Here is a 21605-nt window from a genome sequence, read left to right on the forward strand (position 1 = left end):
CATCGGCTACCTGCTTATCGGAACATCCCCACATCAACACCCCGGTCACGCCAAGACATCAATAAATCGACACACCGTACGCGCACACTGTACCCCGACGAGAAACCGAGTCCGACATGAACGCACCCTCTCCCACCCGCACCAAGAAACTTCCGCCCCTGCGCGTCGGCATCGGAGGGCCGGTCGGTTCCGGCAAGACCACGCTCGTCGAAATGCTATGCAAGGCGATGCGCGAGCGCTATGACCTCGTCGTCATCACGAACGATATTTACACCAAGGAAGACCAGCGCCTGCTGACCGTCGCGGGCGCCTTGCCCGCTGAACGGATCATGGGTGTCGAGACCGGCGGTTGCCCGCATACCGCGATCCGTGAAGACGCATCGATCAATCTCGAAGCGGTCGACCGGATGCTCACGCGCTTTCCGGACGCCGACATCGTCTTTATCGAATCGGGCGGCGACAATCTGGCGGCGACCTTCAGCCCCGAACTGTCCGACCTGACGATCTATGTGATCGACGTCGCCGGCGGCGAAAAAATTCCGCGCAAGGGCGGCCCCGGCATCACGAAGTCCGATCTGCTCCTTATCAACAAGACCGACCTTGCGCCGATGGTCGGCGCGTCGCTCGAGATCATGGCATCCGATGCGAAGAAGATGCGCGGCGAGCGCCCGTTCGCCATGTCGAACCTCAAGTCGCAGGCCGGACTGCAGGAAGTCATCTCATTTATTGAGACTAAGGGTTTGCTTAAATAATGATAGGATGCTCGCAAATTAAATGAGCTAGTAAAACAAAAAAGACTGTTTGCTTTTGTTCTGCAGTCCAGGCTTTTGAATATTTGAAGACCAAGAATCGGGGTAGCTAGATGGCTGGTGGGGTTTCGTATGTCTGCATTTCGCTGACTCGCGCGCACGAACGCCGGGCCTTGATGGAACGGCAATTCGAGAAGCACAAGATCAAGGTTCGGTTCTTCGATGCAATCGAACCGGCCGGCCCTCTAGATAAAATCGAAAACTACGATCTCGAGCGACGAGTACAGCAATACGGCGTACCCCTCACGCGTGGCGAGGTGGGTTGCTTTCTGAGTCATCGAGAAGTCTGGCGTGAGCTGGTTGCGTCCGGCGATGAAGCCTGTTGCGTGATGGAAGACGACATCGTGCTTCGCGATGGCTTCAGCTCCGCTGTAGACGAAGTGTTCGCCGCGCGATCGCATTGGGATATGGTCCGGCTGATGGGCCTCGTCCATGCACGGCCCAAGATCCCGACTGCCGTGCTGGCAAGCGGCATGAAATTGATGTGGATGAAGCGCCATCCTGACGGCACCCAGTGCTATGTGATCACTCGCGAAGCGGCGATCAGGATGCTGGAGAATACCGATCGATTCTTCAATGCCGTCGACAATGCCATCGACCGGCAATGGGATCATCGGCTTCGCCTGTACATCACCTCGCCTGAGTTCGTCGAACTGGCGGAGACCGAGTCCATGATCGGCGACCGTCCGAGCATCCCGAATATCGCCGTCCGGCTCAGGGTCAAGTTTCACCGACGGATCGATAAGCTGAAGATGACCATTTACCATATGCGCAATCGTCCAAGGCAGCCCTCCATCCACCAGCCTCCCACGTCGCAGCCTGCTTCCGACAAGCGGATCGGTAAGGGCTTGAAACTGACCAGCTAAGCAGGAGGCATTGACGGAACCGGGCTGCGAGGCTTCGGTTTCGCCAATGCCACGTCGAGCATGGCAGCGTTGCCAATGTAGCCTCGCCGCCGACTGCGCCTCAAAAAAACGGGCGTTGTCCGCCGACAAACGCCCGCTGAAGCTACCGCCCTACCGTCAACCCTTGAGTCCCGTGGCTGCCAGCTTCGCCAACCAGCGCTCGTTGTAGCCGAGCGGATTGGCCTTGAAATCCCGCCGCGCCGCGGCCACTGCGCCGAGCGTCGCGCGCGCGAGGCCGACAAGATCGGCTTTCGCTTCGCGGGTGTCAGTCAACAGACCATTTTTTTCAAGGAAGGTGTCGGTGAGCTGCGTATAGCAGAAGCCCGATAGCGCCGACGAGCGATGCAGCGCATCGAGCAATGCGGTATAGCGCTCGAGCAGTTGCTCGCCTGAAGTCGCGACCGAGTAGCCCCACCCCTCGCCTTCCGTGATGCAGGCGATGCCGCCGAACTCCGTGAGCAGCACCGGACGTCCCGCAGCGCTATAGCCGTCGAGCATCAGGCGCCGGCGCGAGGGCCGCACCGAGGCAAGCGTCGCGTCGATCGCCTCGCGGCTACCGTAGCGCGCAAACAGTACCTCGGGCTCGTGGTGATAGTCGTGAATATTCACGAGATCGCCGCAGGGCATTTCCCAGCCGTCGTTGCCAACCACGGGGCGCGTATCGTCCATCGCGTGCGTGATCTCGTAGAGCGCCTTCACGAGTGCAACCTGGCGCTGTGAATGGGGCAGGTCCGGAACACCCCACGATTCATTGATCGGCACCCACGCGACGATGCACGGATGCGAGAAGTCGCGTTCGACGACCTGCTGCCATTCATCGATGAGCGTCGACACCGTACGGTCCGAGAAACCGTAGGCCGAGGGCATCTCGCCCCAGACGGCAAGGCCGAGTACGTCACACCAGTAGAGCCAGCGCGGGTCCTCGACCTTCTGGTGCTTGCGCGCGCCGTTGAAACCGAGAGACTTGATCAGTTCCACATCGCGTTTGAGACGGGCCGAGTCGGCCGTCATCAGTCCGTCGGGCCAATAGCCTTGATCGAGCACCATGCGTAGCGCGTAAGGGCGGCTGTTCAATGTGAAGCGATCGCCATCGACCCAGACGCTGCGTAGCGCGGTATAGCTTTCGACGGTATCGAGCAGGTGGCCGTCCGCATCGCGCAACTCGATATGTGCGTCGATCAGTTGCGGATGCTCAGGGCTCCACAGCCAGTCTTCACGGCCGTTGTCGATCCCATGATCCGATGGTAGCGAGAACACGCGGCCGAACTCGCCGCCCTGGACAAGCGACGTGTCGTCGACCAGCGTGCGGCCATTGATCGAGAGCCGCACGCGCACGCTGCCGCCGAGCGGCGCGGCGAGCAGCCGCAAGTCCGCGCGGATTTCCCAACGGGCCACATCCGCCTGCCACTTGATCCGGTCGATCCGGCTCGCCGCGACGCGCTCGAGCCAGACCGTGCGCCAGATGCCCGTGGTACGCGGATACCAGATCACATGCGGATCGCGCTTCCAGTCCTGCTTGCCGCGCGGCTTGTTCATATCAAAGGGGTCGTCGTCGGCGCGGACCACCACCGTAAAGCGCGACCCCTTTACGAAGCGCGTGACGTCGAACGAGAACGGTACGTGGCCGCCACGATGCGCGCCCACAAGGACGTCGTCGATATAGACCTGCGCCTCGAAATCGACTGCGCCGAAATGAAGCAGCAGGCGTTCATCGCCGCCCCCTTGCGCACCCCCGGCCGGCGACTCGCCCAGGACAACTTCTCGCCGGTACCAGACGCGACGATGGAAATCCGTGACGTGGACACCGGATAGCCTCGCTTCAGGCGGATAGGGCACGAGGATCTCGCGATCGAAATCGACCACCTCGGGCGCGTCGATCAGTGCGTCATTGTCGAATGCGAACTGCCAGGCCCCGTCGAGGTTGGTCCAGGCGGCGCGCCGAAGCTGTGGACGTGGGTGGTCCATTTCTTTTGTCTCCGTATCTTCTTGTTGTGGTCGTCAAAGCCTGACGCCTAAGTCGATACTAGCAAGAAATTCATGACCCCACCCTAACGCAACAGCGCACTCAACACCGCCACCGTCCGGGCCGTCGCTCCACGATGCCGTGCCGCGAACGCGCTTGCCGCGCCGCTCATCGTGATCTGGCGTGACGGGTCGTCGAACAGACCCTTCAGTGCGCTTGCGAGGCCTTCCGTGTCCTGCACCTGTATCGCTGCACCGGCGGCGAGTGCGTCCGTGCTTGCCTGTGTGAAATTGAACATATGCGGACCGAACAGCACCGGCGTCCCCACCACGCACGCTTCGATGAGGTTCTGTCCGCCGAGCGGCAGCAGGCTTCCACCGATGAAGGCGGCATCCGCTGCCGCATAGTAGGCGGCCAACTCGCCCATCGAATCGCCGAGCACGACCTGGACAGGGCCTTCGCCCGAGTGGGGCCGGCCGATCGACTCGATCTCGTTCCACGTCGAGCGCCGTGAATAGCGCCAGCCCTCGCGTTCGAGCAGTGCCGCGACTTCATCGAAGCGCTGCGGATGACGCGGCACGAGAATCAGCAGGACCTCGTCGCCCGCCATGCCACGTGCCGCATCGAGTACGAGCGCTTCCTCCCCTTCCCGCGTGCTCGCGGCCACCCACACATGCTGCCGCTTCAACGCGGTGCGCCACGTGCGGCCGCGCTCGATCAGCGACTCGGGGGCGCTCATATCGAACTTCAGGTTGCCGAGCACAGCGACTTCACGCGCGCCAAGCGCATTGAGCCGAGTGGCATCGGCAGGGCTTTGTGCCAACACACGCGTAAAGCCGCCGAACACCTCGCGCGCGGCGGCGCCGAAGCGATCCGCGCGCCGATAGGAACGCTGCGACATCCGCGCGTTAACCAGCGTGAGCGGCATCGCCATACGCCGACATTCGTCGATCAGCGTCGGCCAGACTTCGGTCTCCATGACGATACCGAGCACGGGTCGGTAGGCGCGCAAAAAACGCCGCACGGCCCACGGCATATCGTAGGGAAGATAGCAACGCAACACGCGCTCGCCGAACAGCGTCTCGCCGGTCGCGCGGCCGCCGGGCGTCATATGGGTCAGGAGAATGCGGGCTTGCGGATGCTCGGCCAGCAGGGCCTCGATCAGCGGCTGCGCGGCACGTGTCTCGCCGACTGAAACCGCATGCAGCCAGATCAGTTTGCTGCGGTCGTCCGCGGGTCGGCCAGCCACGGCGCCGAAGCGCTCACAGATATGTTCGCGATAACCGCGTTCGCGGCGCGAACGCACATAAAGGCGTATCACCGCAACCGGGGCAATCAGCCACCACAACGCGCGATAGATCTGTCTCAGCATGCCGTCAGGCCTGGAATTGCAAAGCGGGGATCATCTCATACGCTCGGCTCATCCAAGCCAGATCCGGCCCGAACTCGACCCTGGCCCGACTCGAACCCAAACCCGACTCCAATTCCGCTCAAACCAGCGCATGCCCCTTCAACCGCTCGAGCACCGCGAGCGGAGAGCACTCGGGTTCGACCATATCGGCGGCGGCGAGAAAGAACGTCTGCTCCATCATGAACTGCCCCGCCATCACCGCATGCGAGGTCTGATCCGAGAAACAGACCCAGCCGCTGCCCGCCGGAAACTGCATGGTCTGCTGGTCCGCATCGCGCTGATAAGCGAGATCGGCCTTCATAGCATCGTGCAGGCTCAGCATCAGGTGATCGTATTCGCTGCGGCGCGACTTGGTGATGTGCAAGGTCTCAAGCCACCATGCCGACCCCGGAAACGCCGGTTTGATCTGCGGGACAAAACGCTGGGCGACCGTCTCGAACGGCTCGCCGACCCGCCAGACCCGTGCCGCGCCCTGAGGATTGACATTGACGAAGACGCGCAGGATCCGTTCGCCGTGGTTCGGCCGTGACGGAAACGCATCGATATGCAGCCGGCTGTCGTCCTTGCGCCATGAAGTATCGCGCGTCTCGACCCGATGGAGCCGCAGGCTCGTGGGCGCGCTGCGCAGCTTGCCGATGTACTCGGGCATCAAGCCTTCGATCAGGGAATGAGCCTGATCCTGGAAGCGCGTGACCATCGCGCGGACCGCGGCCTGCGTACCCGCATCGCCGGCCACGCCGAGTAGCGCCGCAGTTCCCGCGCCACGCGGCGCGAGGGAGATGTTCTTGCGCTTGGGATCGGCAATCGCCGGATCGAAAAGCCGGCGCTCGTCCTCCGACACCTTGAACTTCAGCGTTGGGAAATACAAAACCTTGCCGCGCTCGAGTTCGGCGCGCAACACGTCGCGCGGCACGTGGAGGTTGTGCCCTTGCCAATCGCCGTCGGGGACTTCGATGATCTGTGAATCGCTCATGGGACGTCGTCCAGTAAAACGCGGCGCCGCGAAGCGCCTTACAACAACCCGAACACCGTCAGCGCCTGCCTGACCTGGTCGAGCGAAGGCGCGACCCGACCGCCAAGATTGACAACCTGGGGAGACCAATAGCCGCCGGTGCGCCACGAAGTATTGAAATTGTACAACTCGACCGTGGGCCGCTTCAGCGCTGCGGCGATATGGATCACGCCGGTATCGACGCCGACCACGGCCGCCGCGCCGCCGAGCAGCCCCGTGACCGCGGACACCGAAAGCCGGGGCGGCACCAGCGCAGCCCCGCCGAATTCGCGTGCGAGCCTTTCGCTCGTCACGCGTTCGGCCTCGCTGCCCCACGGAAGCACGAGCGAGGCGCCCCGCCGTACGAGGGCCTGACCCAGCGCGCTCCAGTTCGCCTCGGGCCACTGCTTGTCGGCACGAGAGGTCGCATGCGCGAACACGACGTAAGGCACGGGAAGATTGAGCTCATAGCCCGCCAGCGCCGCCGCGGCGGCACCCTCGTCGAAGCCGAAGTCGATATCGGGCGAAAGCGGCACGGGAGGCGCATAACCGAGTGCCGCCGCGGCAAGCTGGCGCGATCGGTCGACTACGTGGGTGCGCGGCTCGATCGGCACGCGCTGATCGTAGAAAAATCGCACGGGCCACTCGAAACCCGCCCCGTCGGTCCGGTTCGCCAGGCCCGTGAGCGGACCGTGGGCCCAGCTCGCGGTCCATGCGGTCTTGATCAAGCCCTGGAAGTCGATCACGGTGTCGTACTGCTCCGCGACGAGCTCGCGCCGGAAGCGGCGGATGTCGGCCCAGGTCGCCGCTTTGAGCAGCCCTTTGCGCCAGCGCCGCAGCGAATATGGGATCGCCCGCCGCACGCCCTTGACCATGCGCACGAGATCGACGAACCCTTCTTCAACCAGCCAGTCGATCTGGGCGCCCGGCGCATGGGCCAGGATGTCCGCGACGACTGGCGTCGTATGCACGACATCGCCGAGCGACGAGACCTTGACGATCAGGATCTTGCGCGGCGGTGCGGTCGTCGTGGCGGTCGCGGGAGTGGGCATGGTGGGGTAATCCGGGACAAACCAGAAAGCAAAGCGAAAAAAATTCGCGCCCGCAGCCAGAACGGCTGCGGGCGCGTCAATCTAGCGAAACTCGCCTAGAACGGCAACTGGGCGTCGGCCTTTTCGGCGAGAAACACGCGCCGGAAGTCGTTCTGGATACGTTCGAGCGCGGCATCGCTATCGGCCTCGAAACGGAAGACGACGACCGGTGTCGTATTCGACGAACGCGCAAGACCGAAGCCGTCCGGATATTCGACGCGCAGGCCATCGATCGTGACGACGTCGTCCGCGCCTTCGAATCGGGCGGACGCTTGCAGGCGACCGATCAGCTCGAAATTCTCGCCTTCGTTGAGCTTGAGCTGAAGCTCGGGTGTCGATACCGAATTGGGCAGGTCGTTGAGCAGCTTGCTCGGATCGGCAACGCGCGAGAGGATCTCGAGCAGCCGTGCGCCCGTATACAGGCCATCATCGAAGCCGTACCAGCGGTCCTTGAAAAACACGTGGCCGCTCATCTCGCCGGCAAGCGGCGCACCGGTTTCGCGGAGCTTGGCCTTCACAAGCGAATGGCCGGTCTTCCACATGACCGGTTCGCCGCCCTTCGCGCGGACCCAGCTCGCGAGATTGCGCGTGCACTTGACGTCGTAGATGATCTGCGCGCCTGCATTGCGCGACAACACTTCCTCGGCGAACAGCATCAGTTGCCGGTCCGGATAGATGATCTGGCCATCCTTCGTTACGACGCCCAGCCGGTCACCGTCACCGTCGAACGCGAAGCCGATCTCGGCGTCGGTCTCCCGCAGCGCGCGGATCACGTCCTGGAGGTTCTCGGGGTGCGCGGGATCCGGATGGTGGTTCGGGAAATTGCCGTCGATCTCGCAGAAGAGCTCGGTGACTTCACAGCCGAGCGCCTTGAAAAGCTTGGGCGCCAGTTCGCCAGCCACACCGTTGCCGCAGTCGACGACGATCTTGAGCGGACGCGCGGGCTTGATGTCGGATACGATCCGTTCGAGATACGCATCGGCAATGTCATAGGTCTGGTACGAGCCATCGCCGCTCGTGAAGTCTTTTGCGACGATGCGCTTGTAGAGCGCCTGAATCTGCTCGCCATAGATCGCCGCGCCACGCAGCACCATCTTGAAACCGTTGTAATCGGGCGGGTTGTGACTGCCCGTGATCACGATGCACGAGTCGACGCGCCGACCGCCGAGGCCCTCGAGCGGCACGCTGGCCGCAAAGTATCCGACCGGCGTCGGTACCATCCCGATATCGACCACATCGACGCCCGAGGCGCGCAGGCCCTCGGCAAGCGCCTTCGACAATTCCGGCCCCGACAGCCGGCCATCGCGCGCGATCACGACCGCATCGCCGCCCTGGGAACGAACCTCGCTGCCGAATGCCTGGCCGAGCTGCCTGGCGACTTCGGCGTCGAGCGTCTTGCCGATCACACCACGTATGTCGTAAGCCTTGAAAATCGATTGAGAAATCATGTGTCGAGATGCCTTTGAGAGGAAGAAGCCTGTCTTTGCAAATTCGCGGGGCGCGCTCACTTGCAATTTATAATCGCAGCTTTTGTGCCTGCACGGGATGCATGCTCCCCATGCAGACCAGCCGATCCCGGGCCACCCACTGATGCGGGCTATTGTAATGCCTAAGGTATTGCCGATTGTATTGCCCAAGGTAAGCGACGATGTGGCGCGCGCACTCGGCAACCTCGTCTGGCTCGGTTGCGAGCGGCTCACGCAAATCGTCGTCGCGATCGTGATCAGCGGCGTGCTGGCCCGTTATTTCGGGCCGGACGTATTCGGCAAGTGGCAGTACGCCAATACGCTGCTGCTCGTGCTCGCGCCGATCACCTGGGTCTGCGGCGCGGAAATCCTCGTGCCGACCATCGTTCATGAACCGCCGAGCCGGCTCGGCACCATTCTCGGCAGTGCGTTCGTGCTGCGCTTCGGCGTCTCGCTGGCGGCCTTGCTGCTGACCTGGATCGTGCTCGCGGCGGGTAGCGGATACGGCCGTGTCGACCCGATGGTCGCGGCGATGCTCGCGGGGCTCGCGACCACGATGATCTTTCGCGAGCCGTTCGCCGTCGTGAGCACCTGGCTGCAAAGCCGCACCTACAGCAAGCCCGCCTTGCTCGCGGCGATCGTTAGCGCAATCGGCAAGGCCCTGCTCGTCTGGCTCTTCGTCAGGCTCGCGATCGATCCCGCGCGTTTCGGCTGGCTCTGGGCGCTCGAGGCCGCGGCCATCGCGGCGATGCTGATCGCCTACTACGCTGCGCAGCATGGCCAGGCGCAAGATGAAGGACAGGAAGGAAAGGAAGAACGCGACCGACTTGATGCACTCGACGGACGGCCGGGACAAGCCGCACGGAGTGGACAAGCCGCACGAAGCGGGCGAAGCGACCCAAGCGCACGCCGCTGGAGACTCGACTGGCAACTCGAAGTCGCGTTGTTTCGCCGATTTGTCTCGGCGGGCTCGGTGTTCTGGATCGGACTGGTCTGCATGTACTTGTTCCTGAAACTCGACCGTCTGATGCTCGAGCGCGTAGTCGACTACGCGGACCTCGGCCGCTACTCGGCGGCCCAGCAACTCAATGAAAACTGGATCACGCTTGCCCTGATGCTCGCGCAGACACTCGCGCCCGCCTTCGTCTACCGCGTGCACGAGCGCGCCCGGCTGCTGCGCAATATGCTCCGTCTGCTCGCCATGACGGCCGTGCTGATGATCTGCGGCGCCCTGGTGCTCGATGCGCTCGGCGGCACGATCATCCGGCTCGTGTTCGGCCCCGGCTTCGAAGGCGCGGTCGATATCTTCCGCTGGGCCGTCTGGCTATCGGTACCGGCTGGCATCGAAGCCATCGCCAATCTCATTGTGCTCAAATACCAGGCGAAGTTCGTGCTGCTCGCCAAATGGCTGCTTGCGCTCGCGGTCGCCTTCGCGGTCAATCTCGTCGCCATTCCGCGCTTTGGCGGCCACGGCGCGCTGATGGGACTCGCGGCGGGCTATCTGGCCGCGATCGCAGTCGACCTCTATTACCTCCGCCTGCGCCTCGCCCAATGACGAACGATAACTTCAGCAAAGAGAACGGCCCGGCGAGCAACGTTGCATCGAGCGGACTCTGCGCAAACACGACACCCGATTCTTCCGGTGCGGGCGCTGCGTCCAATAGGCTGCCGAGCGGCGCGCACGATGCCATGACCCACAATGCACTCTCCGACGTAGCCGTCCTGCTGCCCGCCTACAACTGCCAGGAAGACCTTGAGCGCACCCTCGCCTCGTTCGCCGAACAGGCCTCGGTGTCGGTCCTGATCGTCGATGACGGCAGCACCCCGCCCGTCGCCGCGCCCGAACTGCCCGGCATGCGAATCGACGTGCTGAGGTTAACGCCGAATGGCGGGATCGAACGCGCCTTGGCGGCTGGCGTCGAGGTTTTGGCGGCGCGAGGCGTGCGCTATATCGCGCGCATCGATGCGGGCGACCTGACCGTGCCGGCGCGCCTCGAGACCCAGCGTGCCTGGCTCGAGGCTCACCCCCGCGTCGGTGCGCTGGGCATGCGCGCGCAAGTCGTGACGCGCCAAGGAGAGCCGGTCTTCCTGCTCAGCGTGCCGACTGAACCGGCACAGATCCGGCGGCTGCGCTTCGCCCGCAATTGCTTCGTGCATCCAGCCATGATGTTGCGCACGGAAGCGGTCGTCGCGGCGGGCAACTATCGCGCGCGCTACCGCGCCGCCGAGGACCTCGACCTGTTCCTGCGCATCATGAAGACATACGACTGTGCGAACCTGCCGCAGACCGGCCTCTACTACGAGCTCAACGAAGGCGGCATCAGCGCGACACGGCGCCGCACACAGATTCTCTCGACGCTGCGGCTCCAGCTCGACTACTTTGAACCGGGCAATCCCTACTACTGGGCCGGGCTCGCCAAGAACCTGCTGCATTTCGTCATGCCTGCCGGGCTGCAGCGGGGAATCAAGAAGCGCTTCTATCACAGTGCCGATCGCGACAGTGAGAACCACGGCGATCGCCGCGGTGATCACCATCAGCCGCGGCCCTAGCCATGACGGCACGACTGACTTCACCGATGAATCCGAAACCTCCGCTGCATGTCTGTATGGTGTCGAATACAGCGTGGTCAATCTACAACTACCGTCACGGCGTGCTCAAGGCATTTCGTGCGCGTGGCATCGACATCACCGTAATCGCGCCGCGCGACCGGACCTTCGAGCCCCTTGCTGCACTCGGCGTACGTTGCATCGAATTGCCGGTCGCGTCGAAGGGCACCAATCCGGTCCAGGACTTGCGCACGCTTGTCGCGCTGTACCGCCTCTATCGTGAACTTCGGCCCGACCTCGTCTTCCACTACACCATCAAGCCGAACATCTACGGATCGATTGCGGCCGCGCTCGCGCGCGTCAAGTCGATCGCCGTCACGACCGGGCTCGGTTATGTCTTTATCCAGCAGAGCACCGCCGCGCGTGTCGCCAAACGGCTCTACCGGTTCGCGTTTCGATTTCCGCGCGAGGTCTGGTTCCTGAACCGCGACGATCTCGAGGCATTCCGGACCGAAGCGCTGCTCGTCCATCCCGAACGCGCCCGGCTGCTAAACGGCGAGGGCATCGATCTCACGATGTATGCTCCGCACGAGTCCGCACCCGGCAAGGCCACGGTCGATTTCATCCTGATCGGCCGGCTGCTTTGGGACAAGGGCGTCGGCGAGTATGTCGAGGCCGCGGCGGCGCTGCGAACACGGTATCCTCACGGGAGGTTCAAACTGCTCGGGCCGGTCGGCGTGGCCAATCCGAGCGCGATTACACAAACCGACATAGAGGCATGGCAAGCTGACGGCCGGGTCGAGTATCTCGGCGAAGCGCACGATGTGCGGCCTTATATCGCGGCGGCCGACTGCGTGGTGCTGCCCTCGTACCGGGAAGGTGTGCCGCGCACCCTGCTCGAAGCCTCGTCGATGGCGCGGCCGATCGTCGCAACCGATGTGCCGGGCTGTCGCGAGGTGGTCGACGACGGCGCAAGCGGCCTGCTGTGCCGCGTGCGTGACGCAGGCGATCTCGCCGCTAAGATGGCGGAGATCCTTGAGATGGACGCGGCGACGCGCCACGCGATGGGTCAGTCCGGCCGGCGCAAGATGATGGTGGAGTTCGACGAACGTCATGTCGTCGAGCGGTATTTCCGGACACTGAGTACGCTGACCGGTACATCGGACGGCGATGAAACCGGCACGAAGCGGTAGGCGGGGCAGACGCTATCGCGGCGGCGGAGTCAGTAATGGAATCGCCTGCGGATCTCCAGATGGACGGGCATCCATCAGGACGACAGGTCAGTCAGGCAGTCAGCCAGTCAACGAATCAACACATCAAACAGGGGCTACAGATGAGCGAAAAAAAGAAAACGATCCTGGTCACGGGCGGTGCCGGCTATATCGGCTCGCATACCTGTGTTGAACTGCTCGGCGCAGGCTATGACGTCGTCATCGTCGACAACTTCGTGAACAGCAAGCCCGAGTCCGTGCGCCGCATCGAAAAGATCGCGAACCGCAAGGTCGCACTGCACGGGGTCGATGCCTGCGATCCGATCGCGATGGCCAAGGTGTTCGATGCGCATTCGATCGATGCCGCGATCCATTTCGCGGCGCTCAAGTCCGTCGGCGAATCCGTGAGCAAGCCGCTCGAGTACTACCGCAACAACGTCGACAGCCTGCTCGTCGTGCTCGAGACCATGCGCGCGCGCGGCGTGCGCCACTTTGTGTTCAGCTCGTCGGCCACCGTCTATGGCAATCCGCATTCGGTGCCGATCGACGAAAGCTTTCCGCTCTCGGCGACCAATCCCTACGGCCAGTCGAAGCTGATCGCCGAACAGGTCTTGCGCGACGTGCTGCTCGCCGAACCCGACTGGAAAATCGCGACCCTGCGATATTTCAACCCGGTCGGCGCCCACGAAAGCGGCCTGATCGGCGAAGACCCGAACGGCATCCCGAACAACCTGATGCCTTACGTCGCCCAGGTCGCGGTCGGCAAGCTGCCCAAGCTGCGCGTGTTCGGTGGCGACTACGCGACCCCCGACGGCACCGGCGTACGCGACTTCATCCACGTAGTCGATCTCGCACGCGGACATCTCGCGGCACTCGACACCCTGTTCAAGCAGGGCCGCAGCGTCACCGTCAATCTCGGCACGGGCAACGGCTACAGCGTGCTCGATGCGATTCGTGCCTTCGAGGCGGCGAGCGGCCGCCCGATCGCCTACGAGATCGTCGCGCGCCGGCCGGGCGATATCGGCTCGTGCTATGCGAATCCGGCTGCCGCCGAACGCGAGCTCGGCTGGCGTGCCGAGTTCGGCATCGAACGCATGTGCGCGGACCAGTGGCGCTGGCAATCGGGAAATCCCGACGGATATCCCGCCGACGCGGCATAAGATGGGAGGGGGCGCCGTATAATCCGCCATCCTTCGCCCGCCCCCTGTCATGCTCAGCTTTGCGATCGCCTTTATTGTCTCGTTGCTGGTTACGTTGTTGATCGTTCGCTACGACCATCTGCACGAGCACATCTCGTCGGACACCGACCTCGGCGGTGTCCAGAAATTCCATGTCAAGCCGGTGCCTCGCATCGGCGGCGTCGGCATCCTGATCGGACTCGCCGTTTCGACCACACAGCTGATGAGCAGCTATCCGAAGGTGTCGGCCGGGATCTTCCTGGTTGCCGCCTGTGGCATGCCGGCCTTCCTGGCGGGCATGCTCGAGGACCTGACCAAACGCGTTTCTCCGCTTGCGCGGCTTGTCTGCACGATGGCCGCGGCGCTTGCGACCTACGCGATCGTCGGCGTCGCCGTCACGCGCATCAGCGTGCCGTGGTTCGACAACGCACTCGCGATTCCCGTTGTTTCGTGTGTGGTCACCGTGCTCGCGGTCGCGGCGCTCGCGAACGCCATTAATATCATCGACGGCTTCAACGGGCTCGCGTCGATGGTCGCGATGATGATGTTCACCTCGCTCGCGTATGTGGCCTTCCAAGTGGGCGACCCGATCGTGCTCTCGGGTTCGCTGATTATGATCGGCGCGATCGCCGGCTTCTTCCTGTGGAATTTTCCGGCCGGCCTGATTTTTCTCGGCGATGGGGGGGCCTATTTCGTCGGCTTCATGCTCGGCGAGCTCGCGATCATGCTCGTGATGCGCAATCCGGGCGTGTCGGCCTGGTATCCGGTGCTGCTGTTCATGTACCCCATCTTCGAGACCTGTTTCTCGATCTATAGGAAAAAATTCGTCCGCGGCATTTCGCCGGGCGTGCCCGACGGAGTGCATCTGCATATGCTCGTCTACAAGCGCCTGATGCGCTGGGTCGTCGGCTCGCGCGCGGCACGGGAACTCACGCGCCGCAATTCGCTGACCTCTCCCTATCTCTGGCTGCTCTGTCTCGTCGCGGTGGTACCCGCCACGTTGTTCTGGCGCCACACACTGCATCTATTCATTTTCGTGGTGGTGTTCATCGTCGCCTATGTCTGGCTCTACATGAGCATCGTGCGCTTTCGCGTGCCGCGCTGGATGGTGATAAGACGGCGCCGGAAAACACGCTGAAAGCGCGAGTTGAAGCCAGATCAAAGCATCAACTTCAGCAGGTTTATTTCGGATGGGCGTTCCAGGACGTGCTGTGAGGTCACGTGGCACGCCGGATGCGCAGTAGAGGCTCCAGTCACCCGTAATCGGGAGAGCCCATCATGGCAAAAAAGGCCACACGCGCGTCATCACGACGCCATCGTGCAGCGCCGAAACACATCGGCAGACAGCGCCACGAGCGCGCCCAGGCCAGCAGGAAGAGTGCTCCGAAAGCCGCGGGGAGTCCGCGCCGCTGGTCGCACGAGGTCATGGAGCATAGCGATGCGCTCGATCTCGAAGGAGGCATCTTCAAGACAGGATCGCCACACGAGATTGCCGAATCGTTGAAGAGATCGGCACTCGCCAGTCACCGGCGCAAGGGCTCGCCATTTCAGTCGGCCATGTCGATGTTGAACTTCTACTCGAACCGCGCGGGGCGCAACTTGCCCAAAGCGCGCCGGGATGCCTTGCAAAAAGCGAAGCAGGAACTGCGCAAGGCCTTCGGCCGCGACCCGCAACCCCGGCATTGAGGCGAGCGCCCTGATCTAAGTCCGTCACCGCGGCCAATATCGTCTCGACATCGCGAGCCGTCGCGGGCTCGGCGGCTTTGCCTTGTAATTGGCGGCATAAACGAAGTACTCGATGCAAGAACTGCACGGCACAGACCTCATACAGCCTTCCTGTAGATCTTGCTTGGGGTTCATTTACTTGCCTTCGCTGGCATTGCTCAATACACCGCTCGCGGGACTGCTCTGAAGGCCGCTCGCCGGACTGCCCAATAGTCCGCTCGCTTCCGACGGCGCCGCGCTGCCTGAGGTTGCGCCACTGTCTCCAGGCTTCTGGCACGCCGTCATGCAAAGCGCGAATGTCAAACCCATCACCATTGCGATGGCATCTCGTGAACTGACTCGCATCGCATGCACTCCTTCGACAAAGAGGGCTCAGTGCCCATCAGGCGTGAACGCAATCCGCATGCCCACGTCGCGCGCCGATGACCGTCCGTCTTGCGAGAGCCCATACCGGCAAAGACGAACGCCGGTGACATGAGGCGCGGGATGGTTTTATCGCTCGCGCGAGCGATGGCGTGCTCGAACATATTCTGGAGAACTGACGACATTCGGCCATCAACACCGGAGCGATCAAGCAGATGCGTGGACAGGCATGGGAACAGCAGTTGCTCCAAGCCTCATATGGTTAACTTTTCAAGGGAGAGGACCATGCAGACGAACAGCAAAATGACCTGTGCACTCGGCTCAGGACTAATGGTTAGCGTGCTTGCCACCGCCCCGCTCATCGCGTCCGCGCAGACCACGAGCGGCGCGCAGAACAATGGCACGGGCATGGCCAACCCGTCAGGCACGATGTCTTCGGATAGTGGGGGCACCGGGGCGGCGTATAGGAAGCCGTTTTCGCCTGCGACGGGCAACAAAACGGCCAATCCCAATGATCCGAAAACCGGTAACATCGGCAACGCTGGCGGTAGTACCCAGGGCGCCAACAGCGGTGGCGTTGGCAGCGGCGGAACGGGTGGCGGTACGAGCGGCAAGTAAGGCTGCCCACATCTGGGTCGTGGTCGGAACCTGCTTGAGATCGGGTGCCCCACATGAGCACCCCAAGCCCGCCTTGACGGCGGACTGTCAGAGGCCCGGGTGCGCGCGCAAATCGGCAACGATCGCGCCGAGCACGTTGAGATCGAACGGTTTTGACAGCACGTCGAAGCGTCCGTTGACGCGGTCGAGTTCCTGCGCATACCCAGTCATCAACACGATGCGCAGGTTCGGCGTATCACGACGCACGCGCTCCGCGAGATCGATGCCGTTCATGCTGCCGGGCATATGTATGTCCGACAGTATCAGATCGAAGAGCTCGCCTTCGGCCAGCAGCCGCAGCGCCTCGTCCGCATCGACGGCATGCGTGACATCGCAATCCATGAGATCGAGGACCGCCCCCATGCCCGCGGCCACCTCGACGTTGTCTTCGACGAGCAGGACCCGGCGCCGATCGCCAGGCGCGGCAGCCGGGACTTCCTCGCCCGCCAGCAGTTCGACGACAGTCGCGACGGCACCGGTCGAGCCCGGCAGGTAGAGTCGAACCGCGGTCCCGACGCCTTCCGAGCTTTCAATCCGCGCGGTGCCGCCCGCCTGCTTGCAAAACGCGAGCACGTGCGCAAGGCCGAGGCCCGCGCCCGTACCCACCGGCTTCGTCGAGAACATCGGTTCGAGCGCACGGTTGAGCACGGCCGGCGACATGCCTCGACCATTGTCCGAGAGCGACAGAACGACATAGCGGCCCGGCGTCAGTTCGCTCTGTCCATCGGGCAAGCGCAGGTTGCGCGTCGCGATGCGCAACTGCCCGCCGACGGGCATCGCCTCGCTGGCATTGAGCACGACGTTGACAATGGCCAGCTCGAGTTCGCGCGGATCGACGAAGACCGGCCAAGTGTTGTCACGCACATCGTAGAGCACCTGTGTGGCCGGCCCCGCGGCCTCTTGGACGATCGCTTTCGAATTGCATATCCACACCGGTAGCACGATATTCTCGCGGTTCAGCGGCTGCTTGCCCGCGATGCCGAGCAGGCGCCGCGTAATCGACTGCCCCGCATCGATCGCGCGTGCGATCGATGCGGTCTCGGTATGGATACCGGTATATCGCTTGGTCCGCGCGACATCGAGATTCGACGACAACACCATCAGCATATTGTTGAAATCATGCGCGATGCTTGCCGCCAGATTACCGAACCCTTCCATGCGACTCGCCTGCGCGACTGCCTGCTCGGACGCCACGCGCATCGAGAATCCGGCTCGCCAGTTGTCCCAGGCTGCCTCCTCCGCGGCGAGCCGGCGCAGCACGAACAGCACGAGCCCGCAGATCACCCCGCTCGGCACGACCATCATCGCGATCACGACGAGCATATGCGAGAGCCACGCATCGGTGATCGACTGCGCATCGACCGAAGCCGACACATAGAGCGGGTAGTCGTCGACGCGGCGGAAAGCGAGAATCCGGTCGGGCTGGTCGACACCACTGCCCGTGACAATCTGGCCGACCAGCGTGTTGTCGCGCAGCGCCTGGGCAAAATACGGGTCGACAGGCGCTTGCTCGGTACCCAGCGCGACGCGCGGATAGCGCACGAGCAGCGCGCCGTCGCGCCGGTAGAGACTCAGGTTGATCGACTTGTTCGAGCCAGTCAGCTCGCGATAGAAATCCACGAAGTAGTCGCGCTTGAGCGCGACCGAGACGACCCCGAGAAAAGCCTGCTGCGCATCGAGCCGTGCAATGCTGGTCGTGAAGATGTCGAGACCGCTCACGCTGCCGCGCATCGGCACCGAGAAATAGTCCACCGGCCACACTTCGCGCGCGCCCTGGAAATCTTCCCGCTTGCCGATCGATACCGCGGGCGCGGGGTAGACGCGGCTCGTCGCGAGCAGCATGCCACTGTTGTCGAACACCGACAGCGACGAAACCTGCGGATACGTGCCCGCAAGCCGCGAGAGCCAGCGGTAGACACGGCGCTGGTCGCGCGCGATGTCCGGCCCCGACCGGCTGTCGAGCGCCTCGACGATGCGCGCCTGCAGTTCGGCGTTCATGTCGATGATCTTGAGCGCATGCTCCTGCGCCACCCGTGCGAGCCGGTCGACGCCCTCACTCGCCTGGACTTCTCGGCGGTGCAGATCGGTCACGCCATAGAAGGTGAGATAACCGAACGGCAGCACGATCGCGAGCACGAGCACCGCCCGGAGCGCACGCCGGATCGTGTCCAGATCGCGGGGAGGTGCGGCAAAGTCTGTTTCGATATTCCGCGTGGTACCCGTCATGTCCTGAGTGAGTTGCCGCCTGTCCCAAGTCTACCTTGCGGAGACTGCCTGATCTCCACCTATTGCTGCATTCGGCAACGCCGTCAGCACGAGCTTGCGATACTGTAAGACCACTGGCCTGCTCAGACATAGACAGCCGCGGGCTTGCCCCTCGCGCTCCGGGCAACGAAATTCTGATCTAAAAGAATAAAACAGTCTCGATCAGTGTGCCAGTTCGCGCGCATGTTCGACAGGCGAACGATCTCATCTGTCGATGAGATATGCGGCAGAGCCGCGATTCAACCTCCTTTGCAGGGCGGGTTTTCCCCGCCTTCGCGCGAGCGGTATAAGCTAGATCACGCTCGCCGTTTTGAGGACTCGCCATGGCCGAAGATATCCAGCACGATACGATCGCCCCGCCCGAGCGCCACGCAGGCGGCCAGACGGCCTCCGCCGCCCGCTCCCCCCAATCCGGATCGCCTCCTGCTGCCCGTGCTGCCGCCGCTGCCGTGGCGCCGCAAGCGTTTTCGCTCGAAGTCATGCTCGAGAAATATGCAAAAGGCGACGAAACGCACGTGGATGAAATCTACCGCCGGGTCGCACGCGGCGTGGCCCTCGCCGAACCCGAGGCGCGCCGTGCCGAAGTCGAAGCTGAGTTCGCGCGCAATTTCCAACGCGGTGCGCTCGGTGCCGGCCGGATCATGAGCGCCGCCGGCGCGGGCATCGACGCGACGCTGATCAACTGCTTCGTTCAGCCCGTCGGCGATTCGATCCAGGGCGTCGATGAGAACGGACTGCCGGGCATCTATGTCGCACTGCTCCAGGCCGCCGAGACCATGCGACGCGGCGGCGGTGTCGGCTACAACTTCTCCGCGATCCGGCCCAAGGGCGCGCGTGTCCATTCGACCGGCTCGGCCGCATCGGGTCCTTGCAGCTATCTCGACGTCTTCGATGCCTCGTGCCGGACCGTCGAGAGTGCGGGCTCTCGGCGCGGCGCGCAGATGGGCATCCTCGACTGCGATCACCCCGACCTGCTCGAATTCATCGCCGCCAAACATACGAAGGGACGCTGGAATAATTTCAACGTATCGGTCGCCGTCACCGATGAGTTCATGCAGGCCGTCGCCGACGATGCGAACTGGCAGCTCATTCATCGTGCCGAGCCCTCGCCCTCACTGCGCGCCTCAGCCGACCTGCAGCGCCGTGAGGACGGGAGATGGGTCTATGGCGAGCTTCGCGCGCGCGAAATCTGGGACCTCATCATGCGTTCGACCTACGATATCGCCGAACCCGGCGTCGTGTTCGTCTCGCGGATGAACGAGGACAACAACCTTCGCGCCGTCGAGACCATCCGCGCCACCAATCCGTGCGGAGAACAGCCGCTGCCCGCCTATGGTTGCTGCAATCTCGGACCGCTAAACCTCACGCGATTCGTGGTCGATCCGTTCGCACAGATGCACGGCGGTGTCGCGTCGTTCGACTGGGATGGGCTCGCGCAGAGCACGCGCACCCAGGTCCGCTTTCTCGACGATGTGCTCGACGTCACCCTCTGGCCCCTGCCCGAGCAGCGGACCGAAGCCCACGCGAAGCGCCGCATAGGCGTCGGCTTCACAGGCCTCGGCGACACGCTCGTGATGCTCGGCCTGCGCTATGACACCGAACAAGGGCGTACCTTCGCCCAGCGTGTCGCCCGGCATATGCGAGACGAAGCGTATGCCGCATCGGTCGAACTCGCACGCGAGCGTGGACCCTTCCCCCTGTTCAATGCGCAGCAGTACCTCGCCGAAGGCACCTTCGCCTCGCGCCTGCCCGATGAGCTCAAGGAAGCGATCCGGCGCGACGGCATTCGCAACAGCCATCTGCTGTCGATCGCACCGACCGGCACCGTGAGCCTCGCGTTTGCCGACAATGCCTCGAACGGCATCGAGCCCGCGTTCTCGTGGGTCTATCAGCGCACCAAGCGCATGGCCGACGGCAGCCGCCAGTCCTTCCCCGTCGAGGACCATGCGTACCGTCTCTATCGCGAACTCGGCGGCAATGTGAATACGCTGCCCGACTACTTCGTCAACGCACTTGAGATGTCCGCGCACGACCATCTCGAGATGATGGCCGCCGTACAGCCTTTCGTCGACACCTCGATCTCGAAGACCGTCAATGTGCCGGCCGACTATCCGTTCGACGCGTTCAAGGATCTCTACTTCAATGCGTGGGGACGCGGACTCAAGGGTCTCGCGACCTATCGTCCGAACGAGACGCTCGGCGCGGTGCTGTCGGTCACCCCTGCTGACACGCCAAGCGACGCACCGGATGTGCGGGACCTGCCCGATACCGAACTCGACCCCTTGCGGATCGCCATCGAACATCGGCCGCGCGGCGAGTTACCCGCGATCATCGAGAAAGTCGAGTATCTGACCCAGCTCGGCAAGAAATCGCTTTACGTGTCCGTTTCGTTTATTGAAATCACGGGCCGGCTCGGCGGCGAAGACGTCACCATCGAGCGGCCGATCGAATTCTTCGTGCCGGCCGGACAACGCGATGAATCCCAGCAATGGATTACCGCGACCATGCGATCGCTGTCGCTTGCGGCACGTGGGGGGTTTGTCGCGCGCAATCTGCAGGATCTCCGCAAAGTATCGTGGGATCGGGGGCAGGTGCGGCTCGGCGACGTCAAGCGGCTCGACGGGCATCGTGTGCCGCGCTGGCACGATTCCGAAGTTGCCGCGCTCGCGTATGCGATCCAGCAGATTCTCTTCCGACGTGGCTTCCTCGACGAGGAAGGCGGCCAGGTGCCCTCGCGCACGCTCGCCAATCTCCGGTACCTGCGCGCGGCGCCCGGGGGCGTCCCTGTATCGGCGCCGGCTTCATCCGATGATGATCGGATCGGACCGGGCACCGACGATATGCTCACCGTCCTCGTCGAAAAGAGCGCAGCCGGCAGCGGCCCGCACACTTTGCTTCCGATACATGGCCGGCCTTGCCCGACATGTGGCGCGAACGCGGTCATCCGCAAGGATGGGTGTGACTTCTGCACGGCCTGCGGGGAAGTGGGCGCGTGCGGGTAGGCAGCGTCGACGCTATTCTGC

17 protein-coding genes are annotated in these 21605 nt (G+C 63.3%); 10 read left to right on the top strand and 7 right to left on the bottom strand.

Going from position 1 to position 21605, the window contains the following annotated elements; translation table 11 throughout:
* The first annotated feature begins 116 nt into the window (after positions 1–116).
* Together ureG and HV670_RS06945 are read left to right on the top strand one after the other, a co-directional pair.
* Positions 117–752 (top strand): urease accessory protein UreG, encoded by a 636-nt coding sequence (ureG, locus tag HV670_RS06940; RefSeq protein ID WP_175104005.1) that lies wholly within the window; start codon positions 117–119, stop codon positions 750–752.
* Positions 753–862: 110 nt separating this feature from the next.
* Positions 863–1675, top strand: coding sequence for a glycosyltransferase family 25 protein (locus HV670_RS06945; RefSeq protein ID WP_281362371.1), 813 nt, complete (start codon positions 863–865; stop codon positions 1673–1675).
* 156 nt (positions 1676–1831) lie between these two features.
* Here HV670_RS06945 and HV670_RS06950 read toward each other — a convergent pair whose 3' ends face one another.
* The 5 genes from HV670_RS06950 to HV670_RS06970 form a co-directional block, all read right to left on the bottom strand.
* Entirely contained in the window at positions 1832–3679 is a 1848-nt protein-coding gene (locus HV670_RS06950) for a glycoside hydrolase family 2 protein (protein ID WP_175104007.1), read from the bottom strand.
* 83 nt (positions 3680–3762) lie between these two features.
* Entirely contained in the window at positions 3763–5049 is a 1287-nt protein-coding gene (waaA, locus tag HV670_RS06955; RefSeq protein ID WP_175104008.1) for a lipid IV(A) 3-deoxy-D-manno-octulosonic acid transferase, read from the bottom strand.
* A 118-nt stretch (positions 5050–5167) separates the two neighbouring features.
* Entirely contained in the window at positions 5168–6061 is an 894-nt protein-coding gene (gene kdoO, locus HV670_RS06960) for a Kdo hydroxylase KdoO (protein ID WP_175104009.1), read from the bottom strand.
* A 38-nt stretch (positions 6062–6099) separates the two neighbouring features.
* On the bottom strand, positions 6100–7131 hold the full coding sequence (waaC, locus tag HV670_RS06965; RefSeq protein WP_175104010.1) for a lipopolysaccharide heptosyltransferase I: 1032 nt from the start codon (positions 7129–7131) through the stop codon (positions 6100–6102).
* A gap of 95 nt (positions 7132–7226) precedes the next feature.
* Positions 7227–8618, bottom strand: a complete 1392-nt coding sequence (locus HV670_RS06970) for a phosphomannomutase/phosphoglucomutase (RefSeq protein ID WP_175104011.1) — start codon at positions 8616–8618, stop codon at positions 7227–7229.
* A 142-nt stretch (positions 8619–8760) separates the two neighbouring features.
* Here HV670_RS06970 and HV670_RS30915 point away from each other — a divergent pair, with 142 nt between their 5' ends.
* The 6 genes from HV670_RS30915 (at position 8761) to HV670_RS07000 (ending at position 15258) form a co-directional block, all read left to right on the top strand.
* A complete protein-coding gene (locus HV670_RS30915; RefSeq protein WP_343054350.1) occupies positions 8761–10191 on the top strand; it encodes a lipopolysaccharide biosynthesis protein in 1431 nt (476 codons plus the stop codon).
* A gap of 134 nt (positions 10192–10325) precedes the next feature.
* Positions 10326–11186 (top strand): glycosyltransferase, encoded by an 861-nt coding sequence (locus HV670_RS06980; protein WP_175104098.1) that lies wholly within the window; start codon positions 10326–10328, stop codon positions 11184–11186.
* A gap of 26 nt (positions 11187–11212) precedes the next feature.
* Complete coding sequence (locus tag HV670_RS06985; RefSeq protein ID WP_175104012.1) at positions 11213–12376, top strand: glycosyltransferase family 4 protein; 1164 nt, start codon at positions 11213–11215, stop codon at positions 12374–12376.
* Positions 12377–12516: 140 nt separating this feature from the next.
* Positions 12517–13554 carry a UDP-glucose 4-epimerase GalE gene (galE, locus tag HV670_RS06990; RefSeq protein ID WP_175104099.1) on the top strand — a complete coding sequence of 346 codons (1038 nt, stop codon included), beginning with the start codon at positions 12517–12519 and terminating at the stop codon, positions 13552–13554.
* Between the two features lie 49 nt (positions 13555–13603).
* On the top strand, positions 13604–14710 hold the full coding sequence (locus HV670_RS06995) for an MraY family glycosyltransferase (RefSeq protein ID WP_175104013.1): 1107 nt from the start codon (positions 13604–13606) through the stop codon (positions 14708–14710).
* A 140-nt stretch (positions 14711–14850) separates the two neighbouring features.
* The gene (locus HV670_RS07000; RefSeq protein ID WP_175104014.1) at positions 14851–15258 is read left to right on the top strand and encodes a DUF3175 domain-containing protein; all 408 of its coding nucleotides are present in this window, start codon (positions 14851–14853) and stop codon (positions 15256–15258) included.
* Between the two features lie 174 nt (positions 15259–15432).
* Here HV670_RS07000 and HV670_RS30540 read toward each other — a convergent pair whose 3' ends face one another.
* Complete coding sequence (locus HV670_RS30540) at positions 15433–15642, bottom strand: hypothetical protein (RefSeq protein ID WP_217478379.1); 210 nt, start codon at positions 15640–15642, stop codon at positions 15433–15435.
* Positions 15643–15945: 303 nt separating this feature from the next.
* Between HV670_RS30540 and HV670_RS07005 the strand changes: the two genes are divergently transcribed.
* Positions 15946–16278, top strand: a complete 333-nt coding sequence (locus HV670_RS07005) for a hypothetical protein (RefSeq protein ID WP_175104015.1) — start codon at positions 15946–15948, stop codon at positions 16276–16278.
* Between the two features lie 87 nt (positions 16279–16365).
* Here HV670_RS07005 and HV670_RS07010 read toward each other — a convergent pair whose 3' ends face one another.
* Positions 16366–18543, bottom strand: a complete 2178-nt coding sequence (locus HV670_RS07010) for a hybrid sensor histidine kinase/response regulator (protein ID WP_175104016.1) — start codon at positions 18541–18543, stop codon at positions 16366–16368.
* A 518-nt stretch (positions 18544–19061) separates the two neighbouring features.
* Here HV670_RS07010 and HV670_RS07015 point away from each other — a divergent pair.
* Positions 19062–21584 carry an adenosylcobalamin-dependent ribonucleoside-diphosphate reductase gene (locus HV670_RS07015; RefSeq protein ID WP_246257096.1) on the top strand — a complete coding sequence of 841 codons (2523 nt, stop codon included), beginning with the start codon at positions 19062–19064 and terminating at the stop codon, positions 21582–21584.
* The last annotated feature ends 21 nt before the right edge of the window (positions 21585–21605 follow it).

Source organism: Pararobbsia alpina (assembly GCF_902859895.1).
Taxonomy (GTDB): domain Bacteria; phylum Pseudomonadota; class Gammaproteobacteria; order Burkholderiales; family Burkholderiaceae; genus Pararobbsia; species Pararobbsia alpina.